Annotated in this window: 19 protein-coding genes and 1 other RNA gene; 8 read left to right on the top strand and 12 right to left on the bottom strand. The window is 62.3% G+C overall.

Annotation, left to right across the window (positions count from 1 at the left end; genetic code table 11):
- Positions 1–13: 13 nt before the first annotated feature.
- Positions 14–910 carry a tRNA (adenosine(37)-N6)-dimethylallyltransferase MiaA gene (gene miaA, locus ACQ7C1_RS11590; RefSeq protein ID WP_430958356.1) on the bottom strand — a complete coding sequence of 299 codons (897 nt, stop codon included), beginning with the start codon at positions 908–910 and terminating at the stop codon, positions 14–16.
- Between miaA and serB the strand changes: the two genes are divergently transcribed.
- Positions 909–1,799 (top strand): phosphoserine phosphatase SerB, encoded by an 891-nt coding sequence (gene serB, locus ACQ7C1_RS11585; RefSeq protein WP_221112248.1) that lies wholly within the window; start codon positions 909–911, stop codon positions 1,797–1,799. The two genes, miaA and serB, sit on opposite strands and share 2 nt — an antisense overlap.
- Before the next feature lie 110 nt (positions 1,800–1,909).
- Here serB and ACQ7C1_RS11580 read toward each other — a convergent pair whose 3' ends face one another.
- From ACQ7C1_RS11580 to ACQ7C1_RS11560, 5 genes are all read right to left on the bottom strand, one after another.
- Positions 1,910–3,610 carry a DegQ family serine endoprotease gene (locus ACQ7C1_RS11580; protein WP_097597993.1) on the bottom strand — a complete coding sequence of 567 codons (1,701 nt, stop codon included), beginning with the start codon at positions 3,608–3,610 and terminating at the stop codon, positions 1,910–1,912.
- 200 nt (positions 3,611–3,810) lie between these two features.
- The gene (gene hflC, locus ACQ7C1_RS11575; protein WP_430958355.1) at positions 3,811–4,767 is read right to left on the bottom strand and encodes a protease modulator HflC; all 957 of its coding nucleotides are present in this window, start codon (positions 4,765–4,767) and stop codon (positions 3,811–3,813) included.
- 5 nt (positions 4,768–4,772) lie between these two features.
- On the bottom strand, positions 4,773–5,861 hold the full coding sequence (hflK, locus tag ACQ7C1_RS11570; protein ID WP_011426043.1) for an FtsH protease activity modulator HflK: 1,089 nt from the start codon (positions 5,859–5,861) through the stop codon (positions 4,773–4,775).
- 149 nt (positions 5,862–6,010) lie between these two features.
- Positions 6,011–6,529 carry a dihydrofolate reductase gene (locus ACQ7C1_RS11565; protein ID WP_430958354.1) on the bottom strand — a complete coding sequence of 173 codons (519 nt, stop codon included), beginning with the start codon at positions 6,527–6,529 and terminating at the stop codon, positions 6,011–6,013.
- Between the two features lie 13 nt (positions 6,530–6,542).
- Positions 6,543–7,337, bottom strand: coding sequence for a thymidylate synthase (locus tag ACQ7C1_RS11560; protein WP_430958353.1), 795 nt, complete (start codon positions 7,335–7,337; stop codon positions 6,543–6,545).
- Between the two features lie 111 nt (positions 7,338–7,448).
- Between ACQ7C1_RS11560 and ssrA the strand changes: the two genes are divergently transcribed.
- From ssrA to ACQ7C1_RS11540, 4 genes are all read left to right on the top strand, one after another.
- Positions 7,449–7,810, top strand: a transfer-messenger RNA (tmRNA) gene (gene ssrA, locus ACQ7C1_RS11555).
- 126 nt (positions 7,811–7,936) lie between these two features.
- Entirely contained in the window at positions 7,937–8,452 is a 516-nt protein-coding gene (locus ACQ7C1_RS11550; RefSeq protein ID WP_064803733.1) for an SspB family protein, read from the top strand.
- Between the two features lie 50 nt (positions 8,453–8,502).
- Complete coding sequence (locus ACQ7C1_RS11545; protein ID WP_430958352.1) at positions 8,503–8,697, top strand: DUF4169 family protein; 195 nt, start codon at positions 8,503–8,505, stop codon at positions 8,695–8,697.
- Positions 8,698–8,800: 103 nt separating this feature from the next.
- The gene (locus ACQ7C1_RS11540) at positions 8,801–9,025 is read left to right on the top strand and encodes a ribbon-helix-helix domain-containing protein (RefSeq protein WP_430958470.1); all 225 of its coding nucleotides are present in this window, start codon (positions 8,801–8,803) and stop codon (positions 9,023–9,025) included.
- 56 nt (positions 9,026–9,081) lie between these two features.
- On the opposite strand, the gene ACQ7C1_RS11535 is transcribed toward ACQ7C1_RS11540, so the two are convergent.
- From ACQ7C1_RS11535 to ACQ7C1_RS11525, 3 genes are all read right to left on the bottom strand, one after another.
- A complete protein-coding gene (locus ACQ7C1_RS11535; protein ID WP_430958351.1) occupies positions 9,082–12,789 on the bottom strand; it encodes an AsmA family protein in 3,708 nt (1,235 codons plus the stop codon).
- 113 nt (positions 12,790–12,902) lie between these two features.
- Positions 12,903–14,315 carry an FAD-binding oxidoreductase gene (locus ACQ7C1_RS11530; protein ID WP_430958350.1) on the bottom strand — a complete coding sequence of 471 codons (1,413 nt, stop codon included), beginning with the start codon at positions 14,313–14,315 and terminating at the stop codon, positions 12,903–12,905.
- A gap of 261 nt (positions 14,316–14,576) precedes the next feature.
- Positions 14,577–15,611: an aldo/keto reductase gene (locus ACQ7C1_RS11525; protein WP_430958349.1), complete on the bottom strand. Its 1,035-nt coding sequence runs from the start codon at positions 15,609–15,611 to the stop codon at positions 14,577–14,579.
- 92 nt (positions 15,612–15,703) lie between these two features.
- On the opposite strand from ACQ7C1_RS11525, the gene ACQ7C1_RS11520 reads away from it, so the two are divergent.
- Entirely contained in the window at positions 15,704–16,609 is a 906-nt protein-coding gene (locus ACQ7C1_RS11520; protein WP_430958348.1) for a LysR family transcriptional regulator, read from the top strand.
- A gap of 208 nt (positions 16,610–16,817) precedes the next feature.
- Entirely contained in the window at positions 16,818–17,912 is a 1,095-nt protein-coding gene (locus ACQ7C1_RS11515; protein ID WP_430958347.1) for an AbrB family transcriptional regulator, read from the top strand.
- On the opposite strand, the gene ACQ7C1_RS11510 is transcribed toward ACQ7C1_RS11515, so the two are convergent.
- Positions 17,872–18,786 (bottom strand): AraC family ligand binding domain-containing protein, encoded by a 915-nt coding sequence (locus ACQ7C1_RS11510; protein WP_430958346.1) that lies wholly within the window; start codon positions 18,784–18,786, stop codon positions 17,872–17,874. The two genes, ACQ7C1_RS11515 and ACQ7C1_RS11510, sit on opposite strands and share 41 nt — an antisense overlap.
- A 32-nt stretch (positions 18,787–18,818) precedes the next feature.
- On the opposite strand from ACQ7C1_RS11510, the gene ACQ7C1_RS11505 reads away from it, so the two are divergent.
- Positions 18,819–19,226, top strand: a complete 408-nt coding sequence (locus tag ACQ7C1_RS11505; protein ID WP_085778749.1) for a DUF2000 family protein — start codon at positions 18,819–18,821, stop codon at positions 19,224–19,226.
- A 67-nt stretch (positions 19,227–19,293) separates the two neighbouring features.
- On the opposite strand, the gene ACQ7C1_RS11500 is transcribed toward ACQ7C1_RS11505, so the two are convergent.
- Entirely contained in the window at positions 19,294–19,959 is a 666-nt protein-coding gene (locus ACQ7C1_RS11500; protein WP_085778750.1) for an OmpA family protein, read from the bottom strand.
- A gap of 236 nt (positions 19,960–20,195) precedes the next feature.
- Positions 20,196–21,194, bottom strand: coding sequence for a flagellin (locus ACQ7C1_RS11495; RefSeq protein WP_430958345.1), 999 nt, complete (start codon positions 21,192–21,194; stop codon positions 20,196–20,198).
- Between the last annotated feature and the right edge of the window lie 10 nt (positions 21,195–21,204).

Here is a 21,204-nt window from a genome sequence, read left to right as displayed (position 1 = left end):
ATATCGCCTCATGCTAAAGCGTCAATCGCTCCCAGCTTTCGTCCATCTGATTGCGGAACCAGGTCATTTGCCGCTTGGCATATTGCCGTGTCGCCGCAGCCCCCTTCTCCAGCACCTCATCGCGCGTCATCTCGCCCTTCAGCATCGCCGCGATCTGCGACACACCGATGGCCTTCATGACGGGCGCCTCGGCCGGCAGGTCGAGCGCAAGCAGCGCCTTCACCTCGTCTTCCGCACCCTGTTGCAGCATCTTCTCGAAACGGCCATTGATGCGAGCATGCAGCACCGCCCGGTCCGGCAGAACAACTATCTTGCGGGCCTCGTCGGCATCGATCACCACAGGCCCGGACCGGACCTGGAAATCGGCGATCGAGCGTCCCGTTGCTTTGATTACCTCCAGCGCCCGGACGATGCGCTGGCCGTCCTGGCGGTTGAGGCTGGCCGCCATGGCGGGATCGGCGTCGCAAAGCTCAAGGTAGAGCGCACCCGGCCCCTCCTCCACGAGTCGCGTGCGCAAGTCTTCCCGCAGTACCTCCGGTATATCAGGCATCTCGGAGAGACCGCCGGTCAGCGCCTTGAAGTAAAGCCCGGTGCCGCCGACGAAAACCGGTAGCTGCCCGGCGGCCCTGAGCGCCGGCAAAAGCGCCGAGACATCGCGCAGCCAGGCGCCTGTGGAATAGCCGGCCCCCGCCGGCACGTGACCGTAGAGATGATGCGGCACGCCTTGCATCTCCTCTTCCGACGGACGCGCGGTCAGCACCCGCAGCGTATCGTAGACCTGCATGCTGTCGGCATTGACGACCGCGCCGTCATGGCGCTTGGCCAATTCCACCGCAAGGGCGGACTTGCCGCTGGCGGTCGGCCCGGTTATCAGGATCGCGTTCTCTACGCTCAGAAGGTTTTCCATCATGGCCCTCGTTGCCACGCTTGTTGCCAATCCGTCAAATCCTGTGCTTACTCCCGGCATTGCCGAACAAGCGGCCGAGGCAGTAACCGCTTCCGGCCTCTACTGGCTGGCCGACGGCGTTGCCTGCGACATCGCACTGCGCGACGGCGCGGATGCGCAAGCAGCCGAGGCCAATCTTCTCGCCGTCATATCGAGCGCCCCCATCGACCTCGTCATCCAGGAGCAGGACAGCCGCCGCAAGAAGCTGCTGATCGCCGACATGGATTCGACGATGATCGGCCAGGAATGCATCGACGAACTCGCCGCCGAAGTGGGCCTGAAGGAGAAGGTCGCCGACATCACCGCCCGCGCCATGAATGGCGAGATCGCCTTTGAGCCCGCCCTGCGTGAGCGCGTCGCCCTCTTGAAAGGACTGCCGATCTCGGTTGTCGACGAGGTCATCGCCAAGCGCATCACGCTGACGCCGGGAGGGCCGGAGCTGATCGCCACGATGAAATCGAAAGGTCATTACACCGCCCTCGTCTCCGGCGGCTTCACCGTCTTTACCAGCCGCATCGCCGCCACTCTTGGCTTCGACGAAAACCGCGCCAATACGCTGCTGGACGAGGATGGCATTCTGTCCGGCTTCGTCGCCGAACCTATCCTCGGCAAGCAGGCAAAGGTGGATGCGCTGAACGAGATTTCAGCAAGCCTCGGCATTTCGCCACAGGAGGCAATCGCCGTCGGCGACGGCGCCAATGATCTCGGCATGCTGCAGCTCGCCGGCTCCGGCGTCGCCCTCCACGCCAAGCCCACTGTCGCCGCTCAGGCGCAGATGCGCATCAATCACGCCGACCTGACGGCACTTCTTTATATCCAGGGTTATCGGAAGACCGATTTCGTGATGGGTTAAGAAGGCCGAAACGCGCCCCTCCTCCCGCATTCCTGCGCTCGTCACAGGAATGCGGGAGGAGTTGAGCGAGAACAGGAAGGCGGCACCTGGTCGCCACCGCCGCAGTACTCCTATTCCATCGGCACCGCAACGAACCGCAGATCGCCGTTTGCCGATGCGATCATCAGCTGGGCGTTGCGGCGCCCTTCCTGTTTCAGCGATTTCACCTTGGCCGCGACCGCATCCGGGGATTTCATGAACTCCTGTGCCACCTCGACGATAACATCCCCTGGCTTCAACCCCTTTTCGGCCGAGGCGGAGCCGGCCTCCACCTCCGTCACGACGACGCCGTCGACGCTTTCGGCGATGCCGAAAGCCTTGCGTGTTTCGGGACTGAGGAGCGACAGCGACAATCCGAGCACGTTCTTCGGCATGGCCGCATCCGGCGATACCTGGCCCTGTTGGTGCTGGTCCGGCGCCGGTGTGCCCGGTGCGGGCGCTGCCTGATCGCCAGTATCCGGCTGATCCATATCGTCGTTTTCGTCGGGATCAGGGGTGATCACGCCATCCGGCGCTGCATCGCCGGATGCCGCCTGATCGCTGTCTTCGAGCCGGCCGAGCTTCACCTTGACGGTCTGCTCCTTGCCGTCGCGCAGCACCACGACGTCGACTTCTTTTCCGACCGTGCTTTCCGCCACGACGCGCGGCAGGTCGCGCATTTCATTGACCGCCTTGCCGTCGAATTTCAGAATGACGTCGCCCGCCTTGATCGAGCCGTCGTCGACGGGACCGCCCTTGATGACGCCGGCGACCAGCGCGCCCTTGGCGGTGTCGAGCCCGAGACTGTCGGCGATGTCGTCGGTCACCGGCTGGATGCGCACGCCGAGCCAGCCGCGCCGCGTCTCGCCATACTGGCGCAACTGCTCGACGACGCCGGAAGCAAGTTCGGACGGTACCGAGAAGCCGATGCCGATCGAGCCGCCGCTCGGCGAGATGATCGCCGTGTTGATGCCGATCACTTCACCCTTCATGTTGAAGAGCGGGCCGCCGGAATTGCCCTTGTTGATCGCCGCATCCGTCTGGATGAAGTTGTCGTAGGGGCCGGCATTGATGTTGCGGCCGCGCCCGGAAATGATGCCGACCGTCACCGAACCGCCGAAGCCGAACGGATTGCCGATCGCCATGACCCAGTCGCCGATGCGCATCTCGCTGGAGTCGCCGAATTTCACCGATTTCAGCGGTGTCTTCGGCTCGACCTTCAACACGGAAAGATCGGTCTTCGTATCCGTGCCGATCAGCTTCGCCTTGAGCTTCGAGCCGTTGGCGAAATTGACCTCGATGTCGTCGGCGCCCTCGATCACATGGTTGTTGGTCACGATATAGCCGGCCGGATCGATGACGAAACCGGACCCAAGCGAGCTGACATTATGGTTGGGGCCCTTGTTGCCCTGCTGTTTGTTGAAGAAGTCGTTGAAGAACTCCTGGAATGGTGACCCGTCAGGGGCGCGCGGCGCCGGACCGACCCCTTCGTCATCCTTCACATTCTGCGAGGTCGAGATATTGACCACAGCATCGAGCAACCCTTCCGCCAGGTCGGCAACGGAAGCCGGACCGTTGGTCGGCACGACGGTCTGAACCGGTGGCGTCTGCTGCGGCGTGGTAGATGCAGGTGGCGTGGGAGCAGCCGGAACAGGCGCGGCAACCCCGGGCGCTGCTGTTTCAGGCGTGGTTTGCGCAAAAGCAACCCCGCTCACGCCGGCTTGCGCCAGGATGGTGGCGCTGGCCAGAAGCGCGAGCGTTCGTCTGAAGGGCAAGCGAATCGTCGGGGCCATCAAGCTTCCTCATAAGGCGTAAATGCGCATATTCAGCACCAGCATAAGGCGGAATGATGGAGGGTGAAATCACCTTTTCGCGAAATCCCCGTGCAATCTGACGGACCATCACAAAAGCCCGGCCTTACCTCTTGAAATCGAAAGGGCCGGCGCTGGGCCGACCCTTTCTCGATCTTGGAGGGAAACAGATCCCGGTGCTTTCAGTTCGCCGGCTGGGCTGGCGCCGGAGCGGTTGTTCCGGGCGTTGCGGGAGCCGACGCAGCCGAGCTCGCCGGCGCGGCGCCGGCAGCCTTGTTGAAGTAGCGGAAGAATTCCGAATCCGGCGACAGAACAAGCGTTGTGTCCTGCGACGAAAGCGTCGCCGCATAGGCCGCCATCGAGCGGTAAAACTCGAAGAAACCCGGGTCCCTTGAGAATGCCTCGGCGAAGACGCGGTTGCGTTCGGCATCGCCCTGGCCACGCAGGATCTCGGAGTCGCGTTGTGCGCCGGCAGTCAGCTCAACGACCTGGCGGTCGGCGATGGCGCGGCGGCGCTGGCCTTCCTCAGTGCCCTGCGCCCTCAGCAGTTCGGCCTCCGCCAGTCGCTCGGCCCGCATGCGGTTGTACGTGCGCTCGGAAACATCCTGAGTGAGGTCCGTCCGGCTGATGCGCACGTCGTCGAGCGTGATTCCGAGCGTCTCCGCATCGGCTTGGAGTTCGTTGCGAACCTCGAGCATCATCGCCACCCGTTCCCGGGAGAGCGCGGCTTCGATGCTGCGCACGCCGTAGACCCTGCGCAAGGCGGAATCGAGGCGCGTGCGAAGCCGCGCTTCTGCCGCCTCCCTGTCGCCCGAAACGGTTTCGCGGAAGCGGCGTGCGTCGTTGATACGGTAGATGAGGAAGGCATTTACCTCATAAAATGCGCCGCCGGAAACCTGGACACGGATATTGTCAAGATCGAAGCGCAGTTCCTGCTTCGGCACGTATTGCACCCTGTCCGCATCGGCAAAAGCGAAAGGCAGCTTGAAATAGATGCCAGGGTCAGTCTTGACCGACTGGATTTCACCGAAGCGAACGACGATGGCCTGTTCGCGGGCACTCACCACGAAGACCGAGGAATAGACCCCGACCAGCACGACCGCCAGGAGGATCAGAATTACCGGAAGTCTGTTCGACATGGGTCTCAGCCTCCCTGCTGCTGTTGTTGCTGCGTCGGCCTGCCGACCTCATTGAGAGGCAGATAAGGCACGGCGCCCGCCTTTTGGTCTATGATCACTTTCTTGGAACCCTTCAGCACCTGTTCCATCGTTTCCAGGAACAGCCGCTCCCGCGTCACGTCAGGAGCCTTGGAATATTCGTCGTAGATCGAAACGAAGCGTTGCGCTTCACCTTCAGCCTCCTTGACGATCCGGTCCTTATAGGCCGCTGCTGCTTCGCGGATGCGGGCCGCGTCACCGCGGGCCTGGCCAAGCTTCTGGTTGGCGTACTGGTTCGCCTCCTCCACGAGGCGCTGCTTGTCCTGATCGGCACGCTGCACTTCCTCGAAGGCATCGGCCACGTCGCGCGGCGGTGCGACGTCCTCGATCGTCACGCGGTTGATCGCAATGCCGGCGCCATAGCGATCCATCGTATCCTGGATGATGTTGCGCACTTCGGTTTCGATCGGTCCGCGATTGTCACGGAAGGCATCTTGTGCCGGGCGCCGGCCGACGATTTCGCGCATGGCGCTTTCGGAAACCTGCTGCAGCGTTTCAGCCGGATTTTCGAGACGGAAAAGATAGGATTTCGGGTCATTGATCGTGTAGAGCACGGAGAACTGCACGTTGACGATGTTCTGGTCGCCGGAAAGCATCAGTCCAGCCGTCGAATTGCTGTTGTTGCGTCCGCCGATATTCTGCTGCTGCTCGGTCACCTTCACGATCTCGACCGCGTCCATCGGCCAGATGCGGAAATGCAGGCCGGGCATGGAAATTTCTTCTCTCGGCTTGCCGAAGCGCAGCTCGACGCCGCGTTCGTCCGGCTGGACGGTGTAGACGCACTGGATCAGCCAGAAAACAGCGACGATCGCCACGACGATCGCCGCCACGCCACCATTGAAACCGCCGGGAACGATATTGCGCAGCTGATCCTGACCGCGCCGGATGATGTCTTCCAGATCAGGCGGTCCGCCCTTGCCGCCACGTGGGCGGTTCGGCCCTTGGCCCCATGGTCCCTGATTGTTACCGCCGCCGCCCCAAGGGCCGCCGCCGCCATTCTGATTGCTCCAGGGCATCAAAACCTCGTTGTTCGTTAAGTCTTCCCCGCATTCGGGACCGTGGGGGCTGACCGGCCGATGCGTTGGTGACCGTTATAGGTATCGCCGCACCGGCTTTCAACGCAGCGTGAGAAACTTGGTCAATTTAATTGGAAAATAGTTCGTTTTCAGGCGCGACGGCGTTCATAGACGACGTAGCGCGTGGGGTAGCTGTCCTTCTCGCCAGCGGGCACGGCGACTACCTCCCCCGCCTGCCAGACGCCCGGATCGATCGCCGGAAAAAACGCGTCGCCGTCAAGATCGGCCTCGACATGCGTAATGCACAGCCGATCGGCAAGATCGATGGCCTGAGCATAGATCTGCCCGCCGCCGATGATGCAGATTTCGCCGGCCCCGGTTTGTAGCGCCAATCTGTCGGCAGCGTCCATCGCCTCGGTCAGCGAATGGGCCATGCCGACATCGGGGTGTTCGATCGCTGCTCGTCGCGAAATGACCACGTTCGGCCGCCCCGGCAGCGGCTTGCCGATCGAGTCATAAGTCTTGCGGCCCATCACGACAGGCTTGCCGTGCGTCAGCGCCTTAAAGCGCTTGAGATCGCTCGATAGCCGCCATGGCATGTCGCCTTCCCGGCCGATGGTCCCGTTGCGTGCGACGGCGGCGATGATGGTCCTGCGGATCTCGGCCATGAAAAGTCCCGGCTCAGACGGCGATCGGCGCCTTGATATTGGCATCGGCCTCATAGCCGATCAGCTCGAAATCCTCGAACCTGAACCCGAAGATATCCTTCACTTCAGGATTGATCCGCATGAAGGGCAGCGGCTTTGGCCGACGCGTCAGCTGCAGCTTCGCCTGGTCGAAATGATTGTGATAGAGATGCGCGTCGCCGAGGGTGTGGACGAAATCGCCCCCTTTGAGCCCCGTCACCTGGGCCACCATCATCGTCAAAAGCGCATAGGAGGCGATGTTGAAGGGCACGCCAAGGAAAATATCGGCGGAGCGCTGGTACAACTGGCAGGAGAGTTTGCCGTCGGCCACGTAGAACTGAAACAGGCAATGGCAGGGCGGCAGCGCCATCTGGTCGACCTCGGCCGGATTCCAGGCTGAGACGATGTGGCGGCGTGAGTTCGGATTGTTGACGATACCTTTGACGAGATTGGCGATCTGATCGATATGGCCACCGTCCGGTGCCGGCCAGGAGCGCCACTGGGCACCGTAGACCGGCCCGAGATCGCCGTTCTCGTCGGCCCACTCATCCCAGATCGAGACGCCGTTCTCCTTGAGATAGCGGATATTCGTCTCGCCCTTCAGGAACCATAAAAGCTCGTGGATGATCGAGCGCAGATGCAGCTTCTTCGTCGTCAGGACGGGAAAGCCTTCCTCGAGATCGAAGCGCATCTGGTAGCCGAAGACCGAACGCGTGCCGGTGCCGGTGCGGTCGCCCCGGTCGGAGCCCTTTTCCATCACATAGGAGAGGAGATCGAGATATTGCTGCATGTCGCGCTGATTCCGTTTTCTCCAATTTAAGCCTTCGCCTTGAAGAAACCAATCGCAGGCGGATATTTTCCCGTTCTTTCTGCCGCCCGACATAAAGCTTTTATGACGTTAGCCCTTTCCTTGGACGAAGGAAATCACTATATCAGCCCTGCCGGCTCTCGGGCCGGCTATGGCAATAAATGAGCGGTGTAATAAACCTATTGGACCCGGGGGCGGTACCCGGCGCCTCCACCAAAAACCGGCGGTATCAAGGCCGGCTTCTGATGGGGGCGAAATAGGATCGACAAGGGTGTAAAGATCGACTTTTTGCTCGGCATTGTACCGCCGTTATCGGGCTAAAATTGTAGTTGCAAACGACAACTATGCGGAAGCTCGTCTCGCTGCTTAATCGCGGTGTGACACTTCAATCAAAGTCCTAGTGGTTCGCACCTCTAGGCGGGGTCCGAAGGCACCTGGCAACAGAAGCCTTCACCTTCTCCCTCAGACTGAAATCATGTATGCTGATCTATGCGTGACTCGGCTCCGGACTTTCCCAAGGCGCCTGAACGTGCCATAAACCTTGTGAAAAGACTTCAGAACCGACGAAAGACAGGAAAAGCATGGGGCAGGATCATATCCGCTACGACATTCTGGCGCAGGATGCACTTCGCGGCGTCATCCGCAAGGTTTTGGCGGAGGTAGCAACGACGGGTCGTCTGCCCGGCGACCACCACTTCTTCATCACCTTCCTCACGGGTGCCGCCGGCGTGCGCATCTCCCAGCACCTGAAGTCCAAATATCCCGAGCAGATGACTATCGTCATCCAGCATCAGTTCTGGGATCTCAAGATCACCGAAACGCATTTCGAAATTGGCCTTTCCTTCTCCGACGTTCCGGAGAAGCTGGTCATACCGTTCAATGCGATCCGCGGCTTCTATGATCCCTCGGTCAATTTCGAGCTCGAATTCGACGTGCCGCTCGCCGACGGCGAGGAACTGCCTTCCGGTGAGATCACCGCCTATCCCGTCGACGCGGCAGGAAAGCCCGATGAAGCCGCCGGCGCAAAACCGGCCGACGGCGAAGAGAAAAAACCCGGCTCCGTCGTCTCGCTCGACTCCTTCCGCAAGAAGCAGTGATTTCAAGGGGAGGCCGGGCCTCCCTTTTTCATAAGGATCAAGCCTCGCGCATGAGCGCCGAAATCATCAATCTGCGTCAGTTTCGCAAAAAGCAGGCCCGCTCCGAAAAGGAGAAGCAGGCCGCGCAGAACCGTATTTCCTTCGGCCGCACCAAGGCCGAAAAGCAGCTCACCCGTACTCTGAACGAGAAGGCCGACAAGGCTCACCGCGATGGCCGGATCGAGACGGATGACGACGGCGCATGAAGCTTCACGCAAAGCTTGAAGAGCCGGAAACGAATCGGCGATCAGCCACTTGCGCGATTTCCTTGAATCGATCCTCGAAGCCGATTGCGATGTGAACCCGCTGATGATCCGCAAGCACTCAGCGACACTGCATGGCCATCGCACCAGCTTTTCGCTGGAAGATGAATTCTGGGCCGAGCTGAAGACGATTGCGGCAAGCCGTTCCATGTCGCTTGCCGCCCTGATTTCCGAGATCGACGACCACCGCCCGCCGGACAGCAACCTATCCTCAGCGCTGCGGCTCCATGTGCTTTCGTGGGCGAGGGCCGGCTGTGGCGGCCGGCCGTGACGCCGGGAATTCAAATAAAAATCTGAAATATCAGGCGACGCAAACTCCACGCGTCTTCATTGCGCCTGAATGCCCGGCAGATGGTCGAAATCGAGCTGACCGGGCTGCATCTGCCCGGAGCGCCGGGCCGCCTCCGCCTCGGCGGCCGCCCTCGCCTGCGCATCGGCCTTGGCTTTTGCCTCCGCACGTGCGGCCTCCGCCTCGGCAGCAGCCTTCTGCGCAGCCGCCTGCTGCGCCAGTCTTCGCAGCCGCTCTTCCTCAGCCTGCCGTTGCCGTTCGATTTCCGCCGCTCTGACGCGCTCGGCGTCATTGAAGCGATAGAGCGCCACCTCGCGGCGCAGGCGCTGTTTTTCGAGCACGATCGCCTGCAGCCGCTCGACTCGCCGCCGCTCGCGCTCAAAAGCACGCAGCGACAGGTAGCTGGTGATATCGGTCACGTCCATCGTCTTGCCGGGTGACGGCAACATGCCGGAAAAGTTCAGCCGCAGCGCCGGTTCGACACCAGGAAGCGCCTCCGCGCCTGGATTGAGGCCGATACCGACCGTCGCGCTGATCCGCTGCTCCGGCAAGGCGATCTGCGCGTCGGCGGTAACCCGGGCCAGATCGTTGGCCACGGTCACATTCTGCACCCTGAGCGTCCCGTCGGTGACGTTGAAGGGTATTCCGAGCGGCGGCAGCTTCGCCTCGCCGTTGTTGAGCAACGTCTCGACGATCGGATGCACCTTGCCGGCGTTGATCTGTTCCTGCATTGGGTCGGTGGCGGCAAGCAGCGGCGGAAGAATGGCAAGGTTCAGTCCGCGTATGCTCATATCGCCGAGTCTCATCTCCCCCGAACCATTGAGCGAGCTGGCGATCTCACTGATCGTCTTGCCCGAGGCCTCCATCGACAGCGACAATCCGAACTTGCCGTTGGCGACCGGTGCGCCGTCACGCAGCCAGATGACCCCGGCGAGATCGGAATCGGCAAGCGCCAGCTTCGTCTGCAGGAAACCGGTGCCGTCGGCATTGGTGAAGAGAAGATTGCCGGTGAGCTTGCCGCCTTCCCAGTTGCCGGCCATGTCGTTGAGCTGCAACTCATCGCCCTTATAGGCGACGCTGCTAGTGAAATCGGACACGGCTGTTTCCGGCAGGCCGGGCCAGAATTCCTTGGCCGACAGCTTCACCCTGACGTCCAGATCCTTGAAGGTGGGCAGGCCCAGCGGCGCCTTCGACAGCGTGCCGCTGGCGGGATCGACGATCTGGCCGAACACCGCCTCGCCGAGCCAGCCGGCATCTGCCTTGGCAAGCGTCAGCTCGCCGCTCGCCGTTGTCTTCGCAGCCTTGCGATCGAATGTCAGCGCACCGGAAAACGCGTTTTCGGCCGCATGTCCCTTGAGATCGGACAAAACGATCTTGTCGCTATCGACGGCGGCATTGACCTGCAGGCCGAGCGGCAGCCCTGTCCCGGTCTGCGGCAGGGCAATACCGTTCATGATGAGGTAGGGGTCGATATCGGCGCTGTCGAGCGAAAGCGCGATCTGGCCATTCATGAAGCTCTCCGGCCGCACGTCAACCTTGCCCTTTGCGGTAAACGAGGTCCGGTCGGTCGCAAAGGTCAGCGCCGCATCGGCAGGATCGTTGCCCGACGCCTTCACCTTGAGGGTCAGGCGGCCATTCGCGCCGACATCGACCGGCAGCGGGTCGAGCCCGGCCTGACCGAACAGGATTGACGGCACGGCGTTTTCGAGCGTCGCCTCAAGGCTCGTCGTGCCGCTGCCGGTCAGCGCCAGGAGATCGGACATGCGATAGTCAAGGTTCACCCGGCTGCCGTTCGAGACGCCGGCCAGCGTCACTGTCATCGCATCGCCCTCGTCGCCGCCGAGCGTCAGCGCACCGCGCAACGCCGTATTGCCGTACCAGCCGGCATTGCGCACCAGCCGGTCGAGCACGGGATGGTGCGGAAGATGCTCGCGCAGCATGGTGAAGAAACCGCCGGGATCGGCCGATTTGAAGGTGATCTCACCCGCACCTTTATAGTCGAGCAGCGAGCCTTCGGCCCGGCCGGTCGCCGTCAGCTCGGCGCCCGCGAGATTCTTGACTGACAGCCGGTCGACCGCAAGCGCCCCGTCGGCAATCGTGAAGGTGGTCTCGACATTCTCGGCATCAACCCCGAAGGCGGTGAACCTGTCGGCCCTGAGCTGCGCGGCGATCTTATGGTCGAGGACATTGTCGCCGCTCTCCTGCCCGGTCGCGAGACCGGCCAGCGCCTGCAGCGCGTCAAGATCGAGCGTGTCGCCATTCAGCGCCACCGACAGGGTCGGCGTCTGGCCGGAGATCGCCTGCCGCTCCAGCCGGCCCTTCAGCGTCGCCGATCCGATGGCGATTTCGAGATTTTCGAAACGCTGCAATTCATGAGTCAGGCTGACATTGGCGGAAAAACCCGCCTGCCGCAATTGGCGGATGGCCGGGTCGACCGAGCCGGCCAGCCAGGAGGCTAGCCCCGTTGGCTGGTTCGAGGCAACCACGATCTGGCCGTTGAACGAGGGTTCTCCCTGAAGCAGGAGCTTGCCCTTGCCTTCCACCTGCGTGCGCCCTGGCAGCGTGCCGACGGCGCTGTCGATCATCCAGCCGGTACCGGCCGGCTCCAGCTCCAGTTGCACATCGCGTAGCGTTGTGTCGCCGGCAACGATGGCCGGCAGTTTGACGCTTGCCTTGCCGGGCACCTGCGGGATCGGCACCTGCGCGACGATATCGATCAGAGAATTCAACCGTTGGCGCGCCGAAACCGCGGCATCCCGCGTCGTCTTGCCGGCCGCGCCCTGATTGCCGATGCGGTTCACGTCTATCTGCTGCCCGTCGGCGGTCAACAAGAACTCAGGCGCGTTGCCGGTATCGAGTGTCGCCTCCCCGGTTATCACATAGGGATCGTCCGTCGGGCCGATCTCCATCCGGTATTCGGGAATGCGGATACGTTCGTTGGTAAGCTCGAAGCGGCCCTTGAGCCTCGGCGGCTGCTCGTTCTTGTTGGCCGACCTGGCGCTGTTGCGGTTTTCGATCGCCGCCGAAAGCTGGCCCTGATAGTTCGGCTTGCGGTCGACCAGCTTCAGTTCGCCGTCGAGATCGATACTGACCGGATGTTTGTCCGGCGACAGCTTCGTGCGCATGCGCAGCACGCCCTTCTCGTCCGGCTGGCTGCTCGAAATCGAGAAATTGCCGTGTTCGCCGTCGAGGGCCGCATCGCCCTCGATGCGCCAGGGGCCGGCGAGCGATTTGGCCGACATCTCCGCATTCAGGCCAGTGATGCGGCGCGCCCGGCCCGACTGGTCATCAAGGAAATCGACTTCGCCGCCGCTGACATGCACATTTTCGAGAACGACTGTTTTGGCCGGTATTTCGGCGCGGCTGCCGCGCATCCAGTCGAGTGTGCCGTCCTCGAGCAATCTGAGGCGCATCTTCGGATTGACGACGCGCATATCAAAGATCAGCGCCTCGCCCGACAGGAAAGGCGCAAGCTCGGCATCCATGGAAAATTGTTCGACCTTGACGATCGGCGTGCCGTCAGCCTCCTGCCCGACACGCACGTCATGCAGCGTCACCGACGGAAACGGCAACAGACGGGCATCCACCGTGCCGTGGACGGTGACTTTCTTACCGATGATGCGGCTTGCCTGATCCTCGAAGTTCTTCCGGAAATTCGTCCAGTCGATGAACAACGGCGCAAGCAGCGCCACAAACAGCACTACGACGATCACTCCCCCCAGAAAGACGAGGAACCGGCCTACCAATGCAAGGATTCTCCATTCGGGATTGTGTTGCCGACACTGTTCAGGGTTCTGTTGTCGACACTAGCGCTATTCATGCGATGGGCAAGGCCCAAGTTCATGAGAATATTCCGTTTTCAGCCTTGGTGGAAAATCTTGCCGGGATTGAAGATGCCGTCCGGATCGAGCGCCTGCTTCACCTGTCGCATCAGATCCACCGAGCCTCCGAGCTCCTGCTCCAGAAAGGCCATCTTGCCTTGCCCGATGCCGTGCTCCCCGGTGCATGTTCCGTCCATATCGAGTGCCCGGCGGTTGAGCCGCTCAACGAAGCTCTCGGCCCTGGCTATGTCTCCGGCGCTTTTGTCATCGAACAACAGCAGCACATGGAAATTCCCGTCGCCGGCGTGGCCGACGATAGGGCCGAGCAGCCCATGTTCCTCGATATCCGCCTGCGTTTCGGAAACGCAATCGGCAAGCCTCGATATCGGAACACAAACATCGGTCGAAAGTGCGGCAAGCCCCGGCGCCAGCGCCCTCGCGGAAAAGTATGCGTTATGACGCGCCTTCCAGAGCTTCGTCCGCTCCTCGGCATTGGCGGTCCAAAGAAACTCGCCCCCGCCGCATTCAGCCGCGATCTCGGCGAAGGCTGCCGATTGCTGCGGCACGGTCTCGTCTGTGCCGTGGAATTCGAGGAAAAGCGTCGGGCTTTCGGCATAAGACAGCCCGGAATAGGCGTTGCACGCCCGCATCTGGACAGCATCGAGCAGCTCGATGCGCGCCACCGGAATGCCCATCTGGATCGTCATGATGACGGCATCGCAGGCCGCCTTGATGCTCGGAAAGGCGCAGACGCCGCCGGCAATCTTCTGCGGGATCGCCTGCAGGCGCAGCGTCACCGAGGTCAATATGCCGAGCGTGCCCTCGGCGCCGACAAAGAGCCGCGTCAGGTCATAGCCGGCCGAAGACTTGCGGGCGCGCCGCGCCGTGCGGATCTCCTCACCATTGGCGGTGACTGCCGTGACGGCAAGCACATTGTCCTTCATCGTGCCGTAGCGCACCGCATTGGTGCCGGAGGCCCGCGTCGACGCCATGCCGCCGATCGAGGCATTGGCGCCGGGATCGATCGGAAAGAACAGGCCGGTATCGCGCAGATGGACGTTCAGCGCCTCGCGGGTGATACCGGGCTCGACCGTGCAGTCGAGATCCTCCGCATTGACCTCGAGCACCCGGCTCATGCGGCTGAAATCGATCGAAATACCGCCGTTGACGGCATTGACCTGACCTTCCAGCGAGGAGCCAGTGCCGAAACCGATCACCGGCACCCTGTGCGCTGCACAGGCCCTGACTGCCATCTTCACATCGTCGGCGCTTTCGGCAAAGAGAACGCCGTCGGGCAGTTGCGGCGGGATATAGGTGGTCGTATGGGCGTGCTGTTCACGGAAGGACTGGCCGGTTTGGAAACGCTCGCCGAAGCTCTGCTTGAGAATACCGAGCACAGCCGATATCCCCGCCTCGTTGCGTGTTCCAGTCTTTGCGTCCTTCAGCGCCATCCCATTGATCTCCCTGCCATTCCGCGTGGACGAGACCGCGTCCCGCAGAGTACTGCGCAGCACGTCCGTTCAGACGTACATCGACGCTGTAGAACTTTAAAATTGCTGCATAATTTCGTCTTACATCGATTCCGATTTAAGGAGATATGCGGCAGGCTCGGTATGGGGCAAGTCAAAGCGGCTGTCCAGTTAAGATTGGGAAAAGATTTCACTCCCCTTTTGTTGTAGACCAGGAGCCATGGACAGGCCGGGCCGACCGCCTCAGACGATCGGTGGATTGAGGAGCGCAAAGCCCTTCTGCCGGCGATAGGGGAAATAAGGATAAGGCGCCGTCACCGCGCTGACCGCGTCGAGCCTTTCGATCTGATCCTTCGACAGGCTCCAGTCGGCCGCGCCAAGGTTCTGCCTGAGTTGATCTTCGTTGCGGGCGCCGATGATGACGCTCGATACCGTCGGCCGGCCGAGCAGCCAGTTTATCGCGATCTGCGGCACCGTCTTGCCGGTCTCTGCTGCGATCGAATCCAGCACCTCGATGATGTCGAACAGCCTCTCATCGTCGACAGGTGGGCCATACTGGGCCGTCTCGTGCAATCGGCTGGCGGCCGGCAGCGGCTCACCGCGGCGGATCTTGCCGGTAAGCCGCCCCCAGGCGAGCGGGCTCCATACGAGGGCACCGACGCCCTGATCGGCGCCGAGCGGCATCAGGTCCCATTCATAGTCGCGACCCGCCAGCGAATAATAGACCTGATGAGCAACATAACGCGGATGGCCCCAGCGCTCGGCCGCCGCGAGCGACTTCATCAGCTCCCAGCCGGAAAAATTTGAGACGCCGACATAGCGGATCTTGCCTGCGGCGACGAGGCTGTCGAGCGTCGACAGCACCTCCTCGACCGGGGTCGAGGCATCAAAGGCGTGAAGCTGCAAAAGGTCGATATAATCGGTCCCGAGCCGACGCAGCGCATCCTCCGTCGCCCGGATCAGCCGCGCCCGCGACGTGCCCCAGTCCTGCGGCCCCTCGCCCATCGGCAGCGCGGTCTTGGTCGAGATCAGCACTGCGTTGCGCCGGCCGCGGATCGCCTGGCCGAGCACCTCTTCGGAAGCGCCGGCCGAATAAACATCGGCCGTATCGAAGAGATTGACGCCGGCTTCGAGGCAGATGTCGACGAACCGCCGAGCCTCTTCGGCATCGGTATTGCCCCAGGCGCCGAACAGCGGACCGCTGCCGCCGAACGTGCCCGCGCCGAAGCTTAGGACCGGGACTCTGAGGCCCGATGCGCCGAGATTTCTGTACTCCATCGATCTGTCTCCTGTGTTTCCTCCGAGATAGACCCGGCATTGCCGTTGATATAGATTGCGAAACAGAACATCATCTGTGACTTGAATTCATCATGGGCCGTCAGGACATCAACCGCTCGGGGGAAATGGAAGTCTTCGTCAGTGTCGTCGAGCGCGGCGGCTTTTCCGCAGCCGCCTCGGCGCGGCGCATGACGCCGTCGGCCGTCAGCAAACTCGTCGCGCGGCTGGAGGCGCGCCTCGGCGTCCGCCTCGTCAACCGCTCGACCCGCAAGCTGCAACTGACGCCGGAGGGCTGTGCCTTCTATGAGCGCAGCATCGCGATCCTTGCCGATATCGCCGAGGCCGAACGCCAGTCTTCGTCAGGCGAACAGGCCTCGGGCCGCATCCGCATCAACACCAGCGCCTCCTTCGGTAATCATGTGCTGGCGCCGCTCGTGCCTGCCTTCATGGCGCTTCATCCCGCCGTTACGCTCGATATCACCCACACCGACAGGATCGTCGACCTGATGGAAGAGCGCGCCGACGTTGCGATCCGCACCGGCCCCCTGAAGAACTCCAGCCTGATCGCCCGCAAGCTCGGCACCACCGGCAAGCTCATCGTCGCCTCGCCCGATTATCTCAGGCGTCATGGCGAACCGTGTGGCGTTGCCGATCTCAGCCGCCATTGCCGCATCGGCTTTTCCTATGCCCGCGCCGTCGAGGGCTGGCCGCTGCGCGAGGACGGCGAAACGATGACGGTGCCGATCACGCCGGGCGTGCAGGTCGCTGACGGCGAGGCCATGCGCCATCTTGCGCTCGCCGGCGCAGGCCTTGCTCGGCTGGCCACCTTTGCCGTGCGCGCCGATATTGCTGCCGGCCGGCTGGTGCCGGTGTTGGAAGCGGCCGATCCCGGCGACATCGAGGAGTTCTACGCTCTTTATATGGGCCAGGGCGGACTGCTGCCGGCGCGTGTGCGCGCCCTGCTCGATTTCCTCGTCCAGCATGTTCGACTCAGATGAGATAACAAGGACTTGATGCGGCGGCTTGAATCAAATTCGCATGCTGCCTCGCCGGAAGCCAGATTTCGCAATTGACCGCGCTCGCGGCGCCCGCCTATACCGAAGCAGCACCGACCGGCCCTTGAGCCGGCCTCTGTTCGTCATGCCGGAGCTTCCTCCCATCTTCAGCCTCAGGGCTTGGCACCGGCCGAGAAACATACGGGGATTCATGCCACTCAGCCACGCGCACCGCCTGCTGCGGGATGCCGGCCTGCCGAAATGGGCGTTGCTGCTCGCGCTTTCCACAGCCTTCACCATCTTCCTCGAACTCTTGGCCCTGCCCGCCTCGCTGCTGATCGGGCCGATGGTCGCGGCCATCGTGCTGGCGCTGACCGTCGGCAAGGGAAAGCTTCGCGTGCCGCTTCTGCCGCTGCAGTTCGGCCAAGTCCTCGTCGGCCTGATGATGGCGCGCACCATCACCCCTGATATTCTCGGCACGATGGCGAAGGACGCGCCGATCTTCCTGCTGTTCATCTTCTCGGTCATCGCCATCGCCACAGGCCTCGGCTGGCTTTTGACGCGCTGCCAGGTGCTGCCGGGAACGACCGCCGTCTGGGGCTCCTCGCCGGGCGGGGCGTCGGCGATGGTCATCATGTCGGAAGCCTATGGCGCCGATGCCCGCCTCGTCGCCTTCATGCAATATCTGCGCGTCGTCTTCGTCGCCGTCGGCGCATCGGTGGTATCGCGGCTGTGGGTGGCGGCCGATGGCGGCGAGCCACCGCCGCTCGTCCTCTTTCCCCCGGTAGACTGGCCAGCCTTTGCCGCGACGATCGCCTTTACCGGCTTTTGCGCCCATGGCGTGCGGCGCCTGCGCATACAGGGAGGCATGATCATCGTGCCGCTCTTTCTCGGTGCCTTCCTGCAAGGCATCGGCATCCTGAAGATCGAGCTGCCGATGTGGCTGCTTGCCATCGCCTATGCGCTAGTCGGCTGGAGCATCGGCCTGCGCTTCACCCGCTCGATCATCAGCCATGTGGCGCGGGCCCTGCCGCGGGTCGCGGCCTGCATTGTGCTGCTGATGGCGCTCTGCGGCTGCATGGCAGCGGCACTGCACGTCTTCGCCGGCATCGATCCCCTGACGGCCTATCTCGCCACCAGCCCCGGCGGCGCCGATTCCGTCGCCATCATCGCCGCATCAAGCGATGTCGACGTGCCCTTCGTGATGGCGATGCAGACCGGCCGTTTCCTGGTCATTCTGCTGATCGGGCCGGCGCTCGCCCGCTTCATCGCGCGCCGTTCCGGCCTTGCGGAAAACCCCGTCTGAGACTGACCCACTGGCCGGGAGTGACGCCGTAGGCCTTCTTGAAATGGCGATTGAAATGCGCCTGGTCGGCAAAACCCGTCGCGGCCGCCACATCGGCAAAACCCTCGCCGGCCCCTATCAGCGCCCTCGCCTGCTGCAGGCGCCGCATCAGCAAGTAGCGGTGCGGGCTGGTGGCAAAGGCCGTGCGGAAATGCCGTGACAGCGTGAAGCGGTCAAGGCCGGTAATCTTCTCCAGTTCGCCCGAGCTCACGGGCCTCAGCGCATGCGCCTCCAGATAATCACGTGCTGCCCGTACCTGCCGCCAGGCGACCGTGCCCAGTGGCCGGCGGCGCATCTGCGAATGCCGTGACAGGCCGCCGGCGACGCGGCTGACGAAATCGTCGACGAAAAGCTCTTCCAGCTCCCGATCGAGTGCGCCGAGCGCTCCCAAAAGCACCTTCGCCAGCGCACTATCGGCAATCACGGGCTGCTCGACGAAGGGAAGCCCGATCTTCTCCGCCTCAAGGCATTCCATCAGCAGCGAAGGCTCCATGTAGAGCATGCGGTAATGCAGCCCGGCCTCGGTCGCCGCCCCGCCGTCATGCTCCTCGTCGGGATGCAGCACGATCACCTGCCCCGGCAGGCTGAAGCGCCGCTCGCCGCGATATGTGAAAGTCTGAACGCCGTGCAGCGTGACACCAAGCGCATAGGTATCGTGCCGGTGCGGCTCGAAGATATTGCCGGAAAATCGCGCTTCGATACGCTCGATGCCCGGAAAGGCGGGCGCAGTCAGGATGCCGCCTCCGGCGGGCGCGGCCAGCATGCCGCTGCCCACCTGCGGCTCGCACAAACGTTCAAGACCCTCGAAGACCTGCGGCGTTAGATCCTGGCTCAACGCGTTTCGATACCCTGATGAGAGAGACTGGAATGTTTGATACCAAAATTGCGATCGTCCTGCGAAACAATCTTGCCGGCTGGCAGAAGCTGAACGTCACAGCCTTCCTGTCGACAGGCATCGCCGGACAATATCCCGAGATCATCGGAGAGCCGTACAAGGACCGCGCCGGCAATCTCTACAATCCGCTATCGATCCAGCCAATCATCGTGCTTTCCGCCGACGAAGCGACGATATCGACCATCCACCGCCGCGCGCTGGAACGTGAGGTAACCGCCTCCATATTCATCGAGGAGATGTTTGCCACCGGCCATGACGCCGCCAACCGCGCCGTCTTTGCCGAGTATGCCCCTGACGACGCCAATATCGTCGGCATCGCGATCAGAGCCGACAAGAAGATCGTCGACAAGATCACCAAAGGCGCGACGATGCAGCATTGATGCGATCAGCAGAAACGAAAGAGGCCGAGCGAGAGCCTGGCCTTCTGTTGTCTGAAAGAGCGCCTGCTCAGCCCTGCGTGATCGGCGCGATCTGGATTTCGACGCGGCGGTTCTGAGCGCGGCCGGCCTCGGTCGCGTTGGAGGCGACGGGCTGAGACGGGCCGAAACCGACGGCGGAGACGCGGCGCTGGTCGATGCCCTGGCCGCCGAGGTAATCGGCAACCGACAGCGCGCGGCGCTGCGACAGGTCCTGGTTATGCTGCAGGCTGCCTGTCGAATCCGTATGGCCGTTGACGTCGATCAGGGTGCGGTTGAACTTGCGCAGCACGATCGCCACCGAATTCAGCGTCGGATAGAAGCCCGGCTTCACCGCGTCCTGGTCGACATCGAAAGTGATGTTCGAGGGCATGTTGAGAATGATGTTGTCGCCCTGGCGGGTGACGGAGATGCCGGTACCTTCGAGCTGGGCGCGAAGCTCGGCTTCCTGCTGGTCCATGTAGTTGCCGATCGCGCCGCCGGCCAGCGCGCCGATACCGGCGCCGATCAGCGCTGCGTTGCGCTTGCCATGCCCGCCGCCGCCAACGGCCACACCGACAAGAGCGCCACCGAGCGCGCCGAGCGCAGCACCGCCCGCGGTATTGGAAACCTTCTGCTCACCAGTATAGGGATCGGTCGTCGTGCAGGCGCTGAGATAGCTTGCTGCGACAGCCAGAAGTATGAATTTCTTGATCATGGACAGGACGGTCTCCGTTCAAAACTGATGCGAGCAAATGGCAAGGATTACGGCAAGAAAATGAAGATGTTCCCTTGATAGGGGAATTTCAGGCGCCGAAACAGCAGCCATGTTGCAGCAAGACACGGATATCACCAGTTTTTAGGGGGTCGGCGGGCGCGCCAAATCTTCCTGCGAGATAGTCGGACCTCAAACAACAAACATTGCAGTGCCGCTCCAATCGCCCAATCTCACCCTTAGAAACTCTGGAACAACTGCCTGACCGTGTCGTAGGTCGCATTGGCAATGTTCAGCGATTGGAGGCCGAGCTGCTGTTGCGTCTGCAGCGCCCTCAATCTGCTCGACTCCTCCTCCATGTCGGCATCGACGAGCCGGCCGATGCCGGCGGTGATGTTGTCGTGCAGCTGAGTGGCGAAGTCGTTCTGCAGCTCGATGCGTTTTTCCAGCGCGCCGAAGGCCGATCCGACCGTGGTCAGCTGCGTCAGGGCGGCATCGACCACGCTGATCATTTCGCTGAGCTGACCTTTCGTCGTGCTTGAAGAGACGGAAATCACCACCTGGCCGGTGGTGGTGCCGTTCTTGCTGGTCATCAGCACGTAGTCCTGCGAAGCGCCGAGTTCCGTAGCGAAGTAGGCCGAGGTCAACACGCCGTATTCGCCGGAACCAGTGGCCCGGTCGTCGATCAGGTAGCGCGCATCCTTGGACGTGGTCGCCCCCACAGGCGTGTTGTCGATATGGTAGCTCAGCATGCCCACGGAGACCGTGCCGTCGGCATTGCGGATGAAGGAGGCCGGGATTTGGCGCGGCCGCGTCGGCGTCGCGTCATTGGTGAGGATCACCCAGTTGTCGCTGTTGAAGGTCGCCGATTCCGAAACGCTGCGCAGTTGCTCCTGCAATTGCTTGAGTTCTTCGTTGATCTTGTTCTTGTCGACCCCGTCCTCGGTGGCGGCGACGAGCTTGGCCTTGATCTCGGAGACGACGTCGATGACGTTCTGCACGCCGGTATAGGCCGTGCCCATTGTCGCAGCCGCCATGCCGAGCGCGTCCTGGACCGCCGAAATGGCCTTGTTGTCGGTGCGCGCGGTGGTTGCGATCGACCAATAGACGGCATTGTCGGCCGCTTTGGCAACACGCATGCCTGTCGTGATGTGGTTCTGCGTGACCGTCATATTGCGATTGATATCACGCAGCACATGGAGCGCCGCATCAACGGAGACGCGCTGATAAATACTCACGGAACTAGAC

This window comes from Rhizobium sp. Nf11,1, assembly GCF_050587665.1.
Taxonomy (GTDB): Bacteria; Pseudomonadota; Alphaproteobacteria; order Rhizobiales; family Rhizobiaceae; genus Rhizobium.
Note: the sequence above shows the minus strand (reverse complement) of the source record. Positions and strands in the feature narration are given on the sequence as shown.

Coding starts and splice junctions, on each gene's coding strand:
- ACQ7C1_RS11530 (WP_430958350.1), bottom strand. CDS start 14,315: ATGGCGCTGAAGGACGCAAAGACTGGAACACGCAACGAGGCGGGGATA.
- ACQ7C1_RS11515 (WP_430958347.1), top strand. CDS start 16,818: ATGCCACTCAGCCACGCGCACCGCCTGCTGCGGGATGCCGGCCTGCCG.
- hflK (WP_011426043.1), bottom strand. CDS start 5,861: ATGCCCTGGAGCAATCAGAATGGCGGCGGCGGCCCTTGGGGCGGCGGC.
- hflC (WP_430958355.1), bottom strand. CDS start 4,767: ATGTCGAACAGACTTCCGGTAATTCTGATCCTCCTGGCGGTCGTGCTG.
- miaA (WP_430958356.1), bottom strand. CDS start 910: ATGATGGAAAACCTTCTGAGCGTAGAGAACGCGATCCTGATAACCGGG.
- ACQ7C1_RS11540 (WP_430958470.1), top strand. CDS start 8,801: ATGATCCGCAAGCACTCAGCGACACTGCATGGCCATCGCACCAGCTTT.
- ACQ7C1_RS11580 (WP_097597993.1), bottom strand. CDS start 3,610: ATGGCCCCGACGATTCGCTTGCCCTTCAGACGAACGCTCGCGCTTCTG.
- ACQ7C1_RS11565 (WP_430958354.1), bottom strand. CDS start 6,529: ATGGCCGAGATCCGCAGGACCATCATCGCCGCCGTCGCACGCAACGGG.
- serB (WP_221112248.1), top strand. CDS start 909: ATGGCCCTCGTTGCCACGCTTGTTGCCAATCCGTCAAATCCTGTGCTT.
- ACQ7C1_RS11525 (WP_430958349.1), bottom strand. CDS start 15,611: ATGGAGTACAGAAATCTCGGCGCATCGGGCCTCAGAGTCCCGGTCCTA.
- ACQ7C1_RS11545 (WP_430958352.1), top strand. CDS start 8,503: ATGAGCGCCGAAATCATCAATCTGCGTCAGTTTCGCAAAAAGCAGGCC.
- ACQ7C1_RS11520 (WP_430958348.1), top strand. CDS start 15,704: ATGGGCCGTCAGGACATCAACCGCTCGGGGGAAATGGAAGTCTTCGTC.
- ACQ7C1_RS11560 (WP_430958353.1), bottom strand. CDS start 7,337: ATGCAGCAATATCTCGATCTCCTCTCCTATGTGATGGAAAAGGGCTCC.
- ACQ7C1_RS11500 (WP_085778750.1), bottom strand. CDS start 19,959: ATGATCAAGAAATTCATACTTCTGGCTGTCGCAGCAAGCTATCTCAGC.
- ACQ7C1_RS11505 (WP_085778749.1), top strand. CDS start 18,819: ATGTTTGATACCAAAATTGCGATCGTCCTGCGAAACAATCTTGCCGGC.
- ACQ7C1_RS11550 (WP_064803733.1), top strand. CDS start 7,937: ATGGGGCAGGATCATATCCGCTACGACATTCTGGCGCAGGATGCACTT.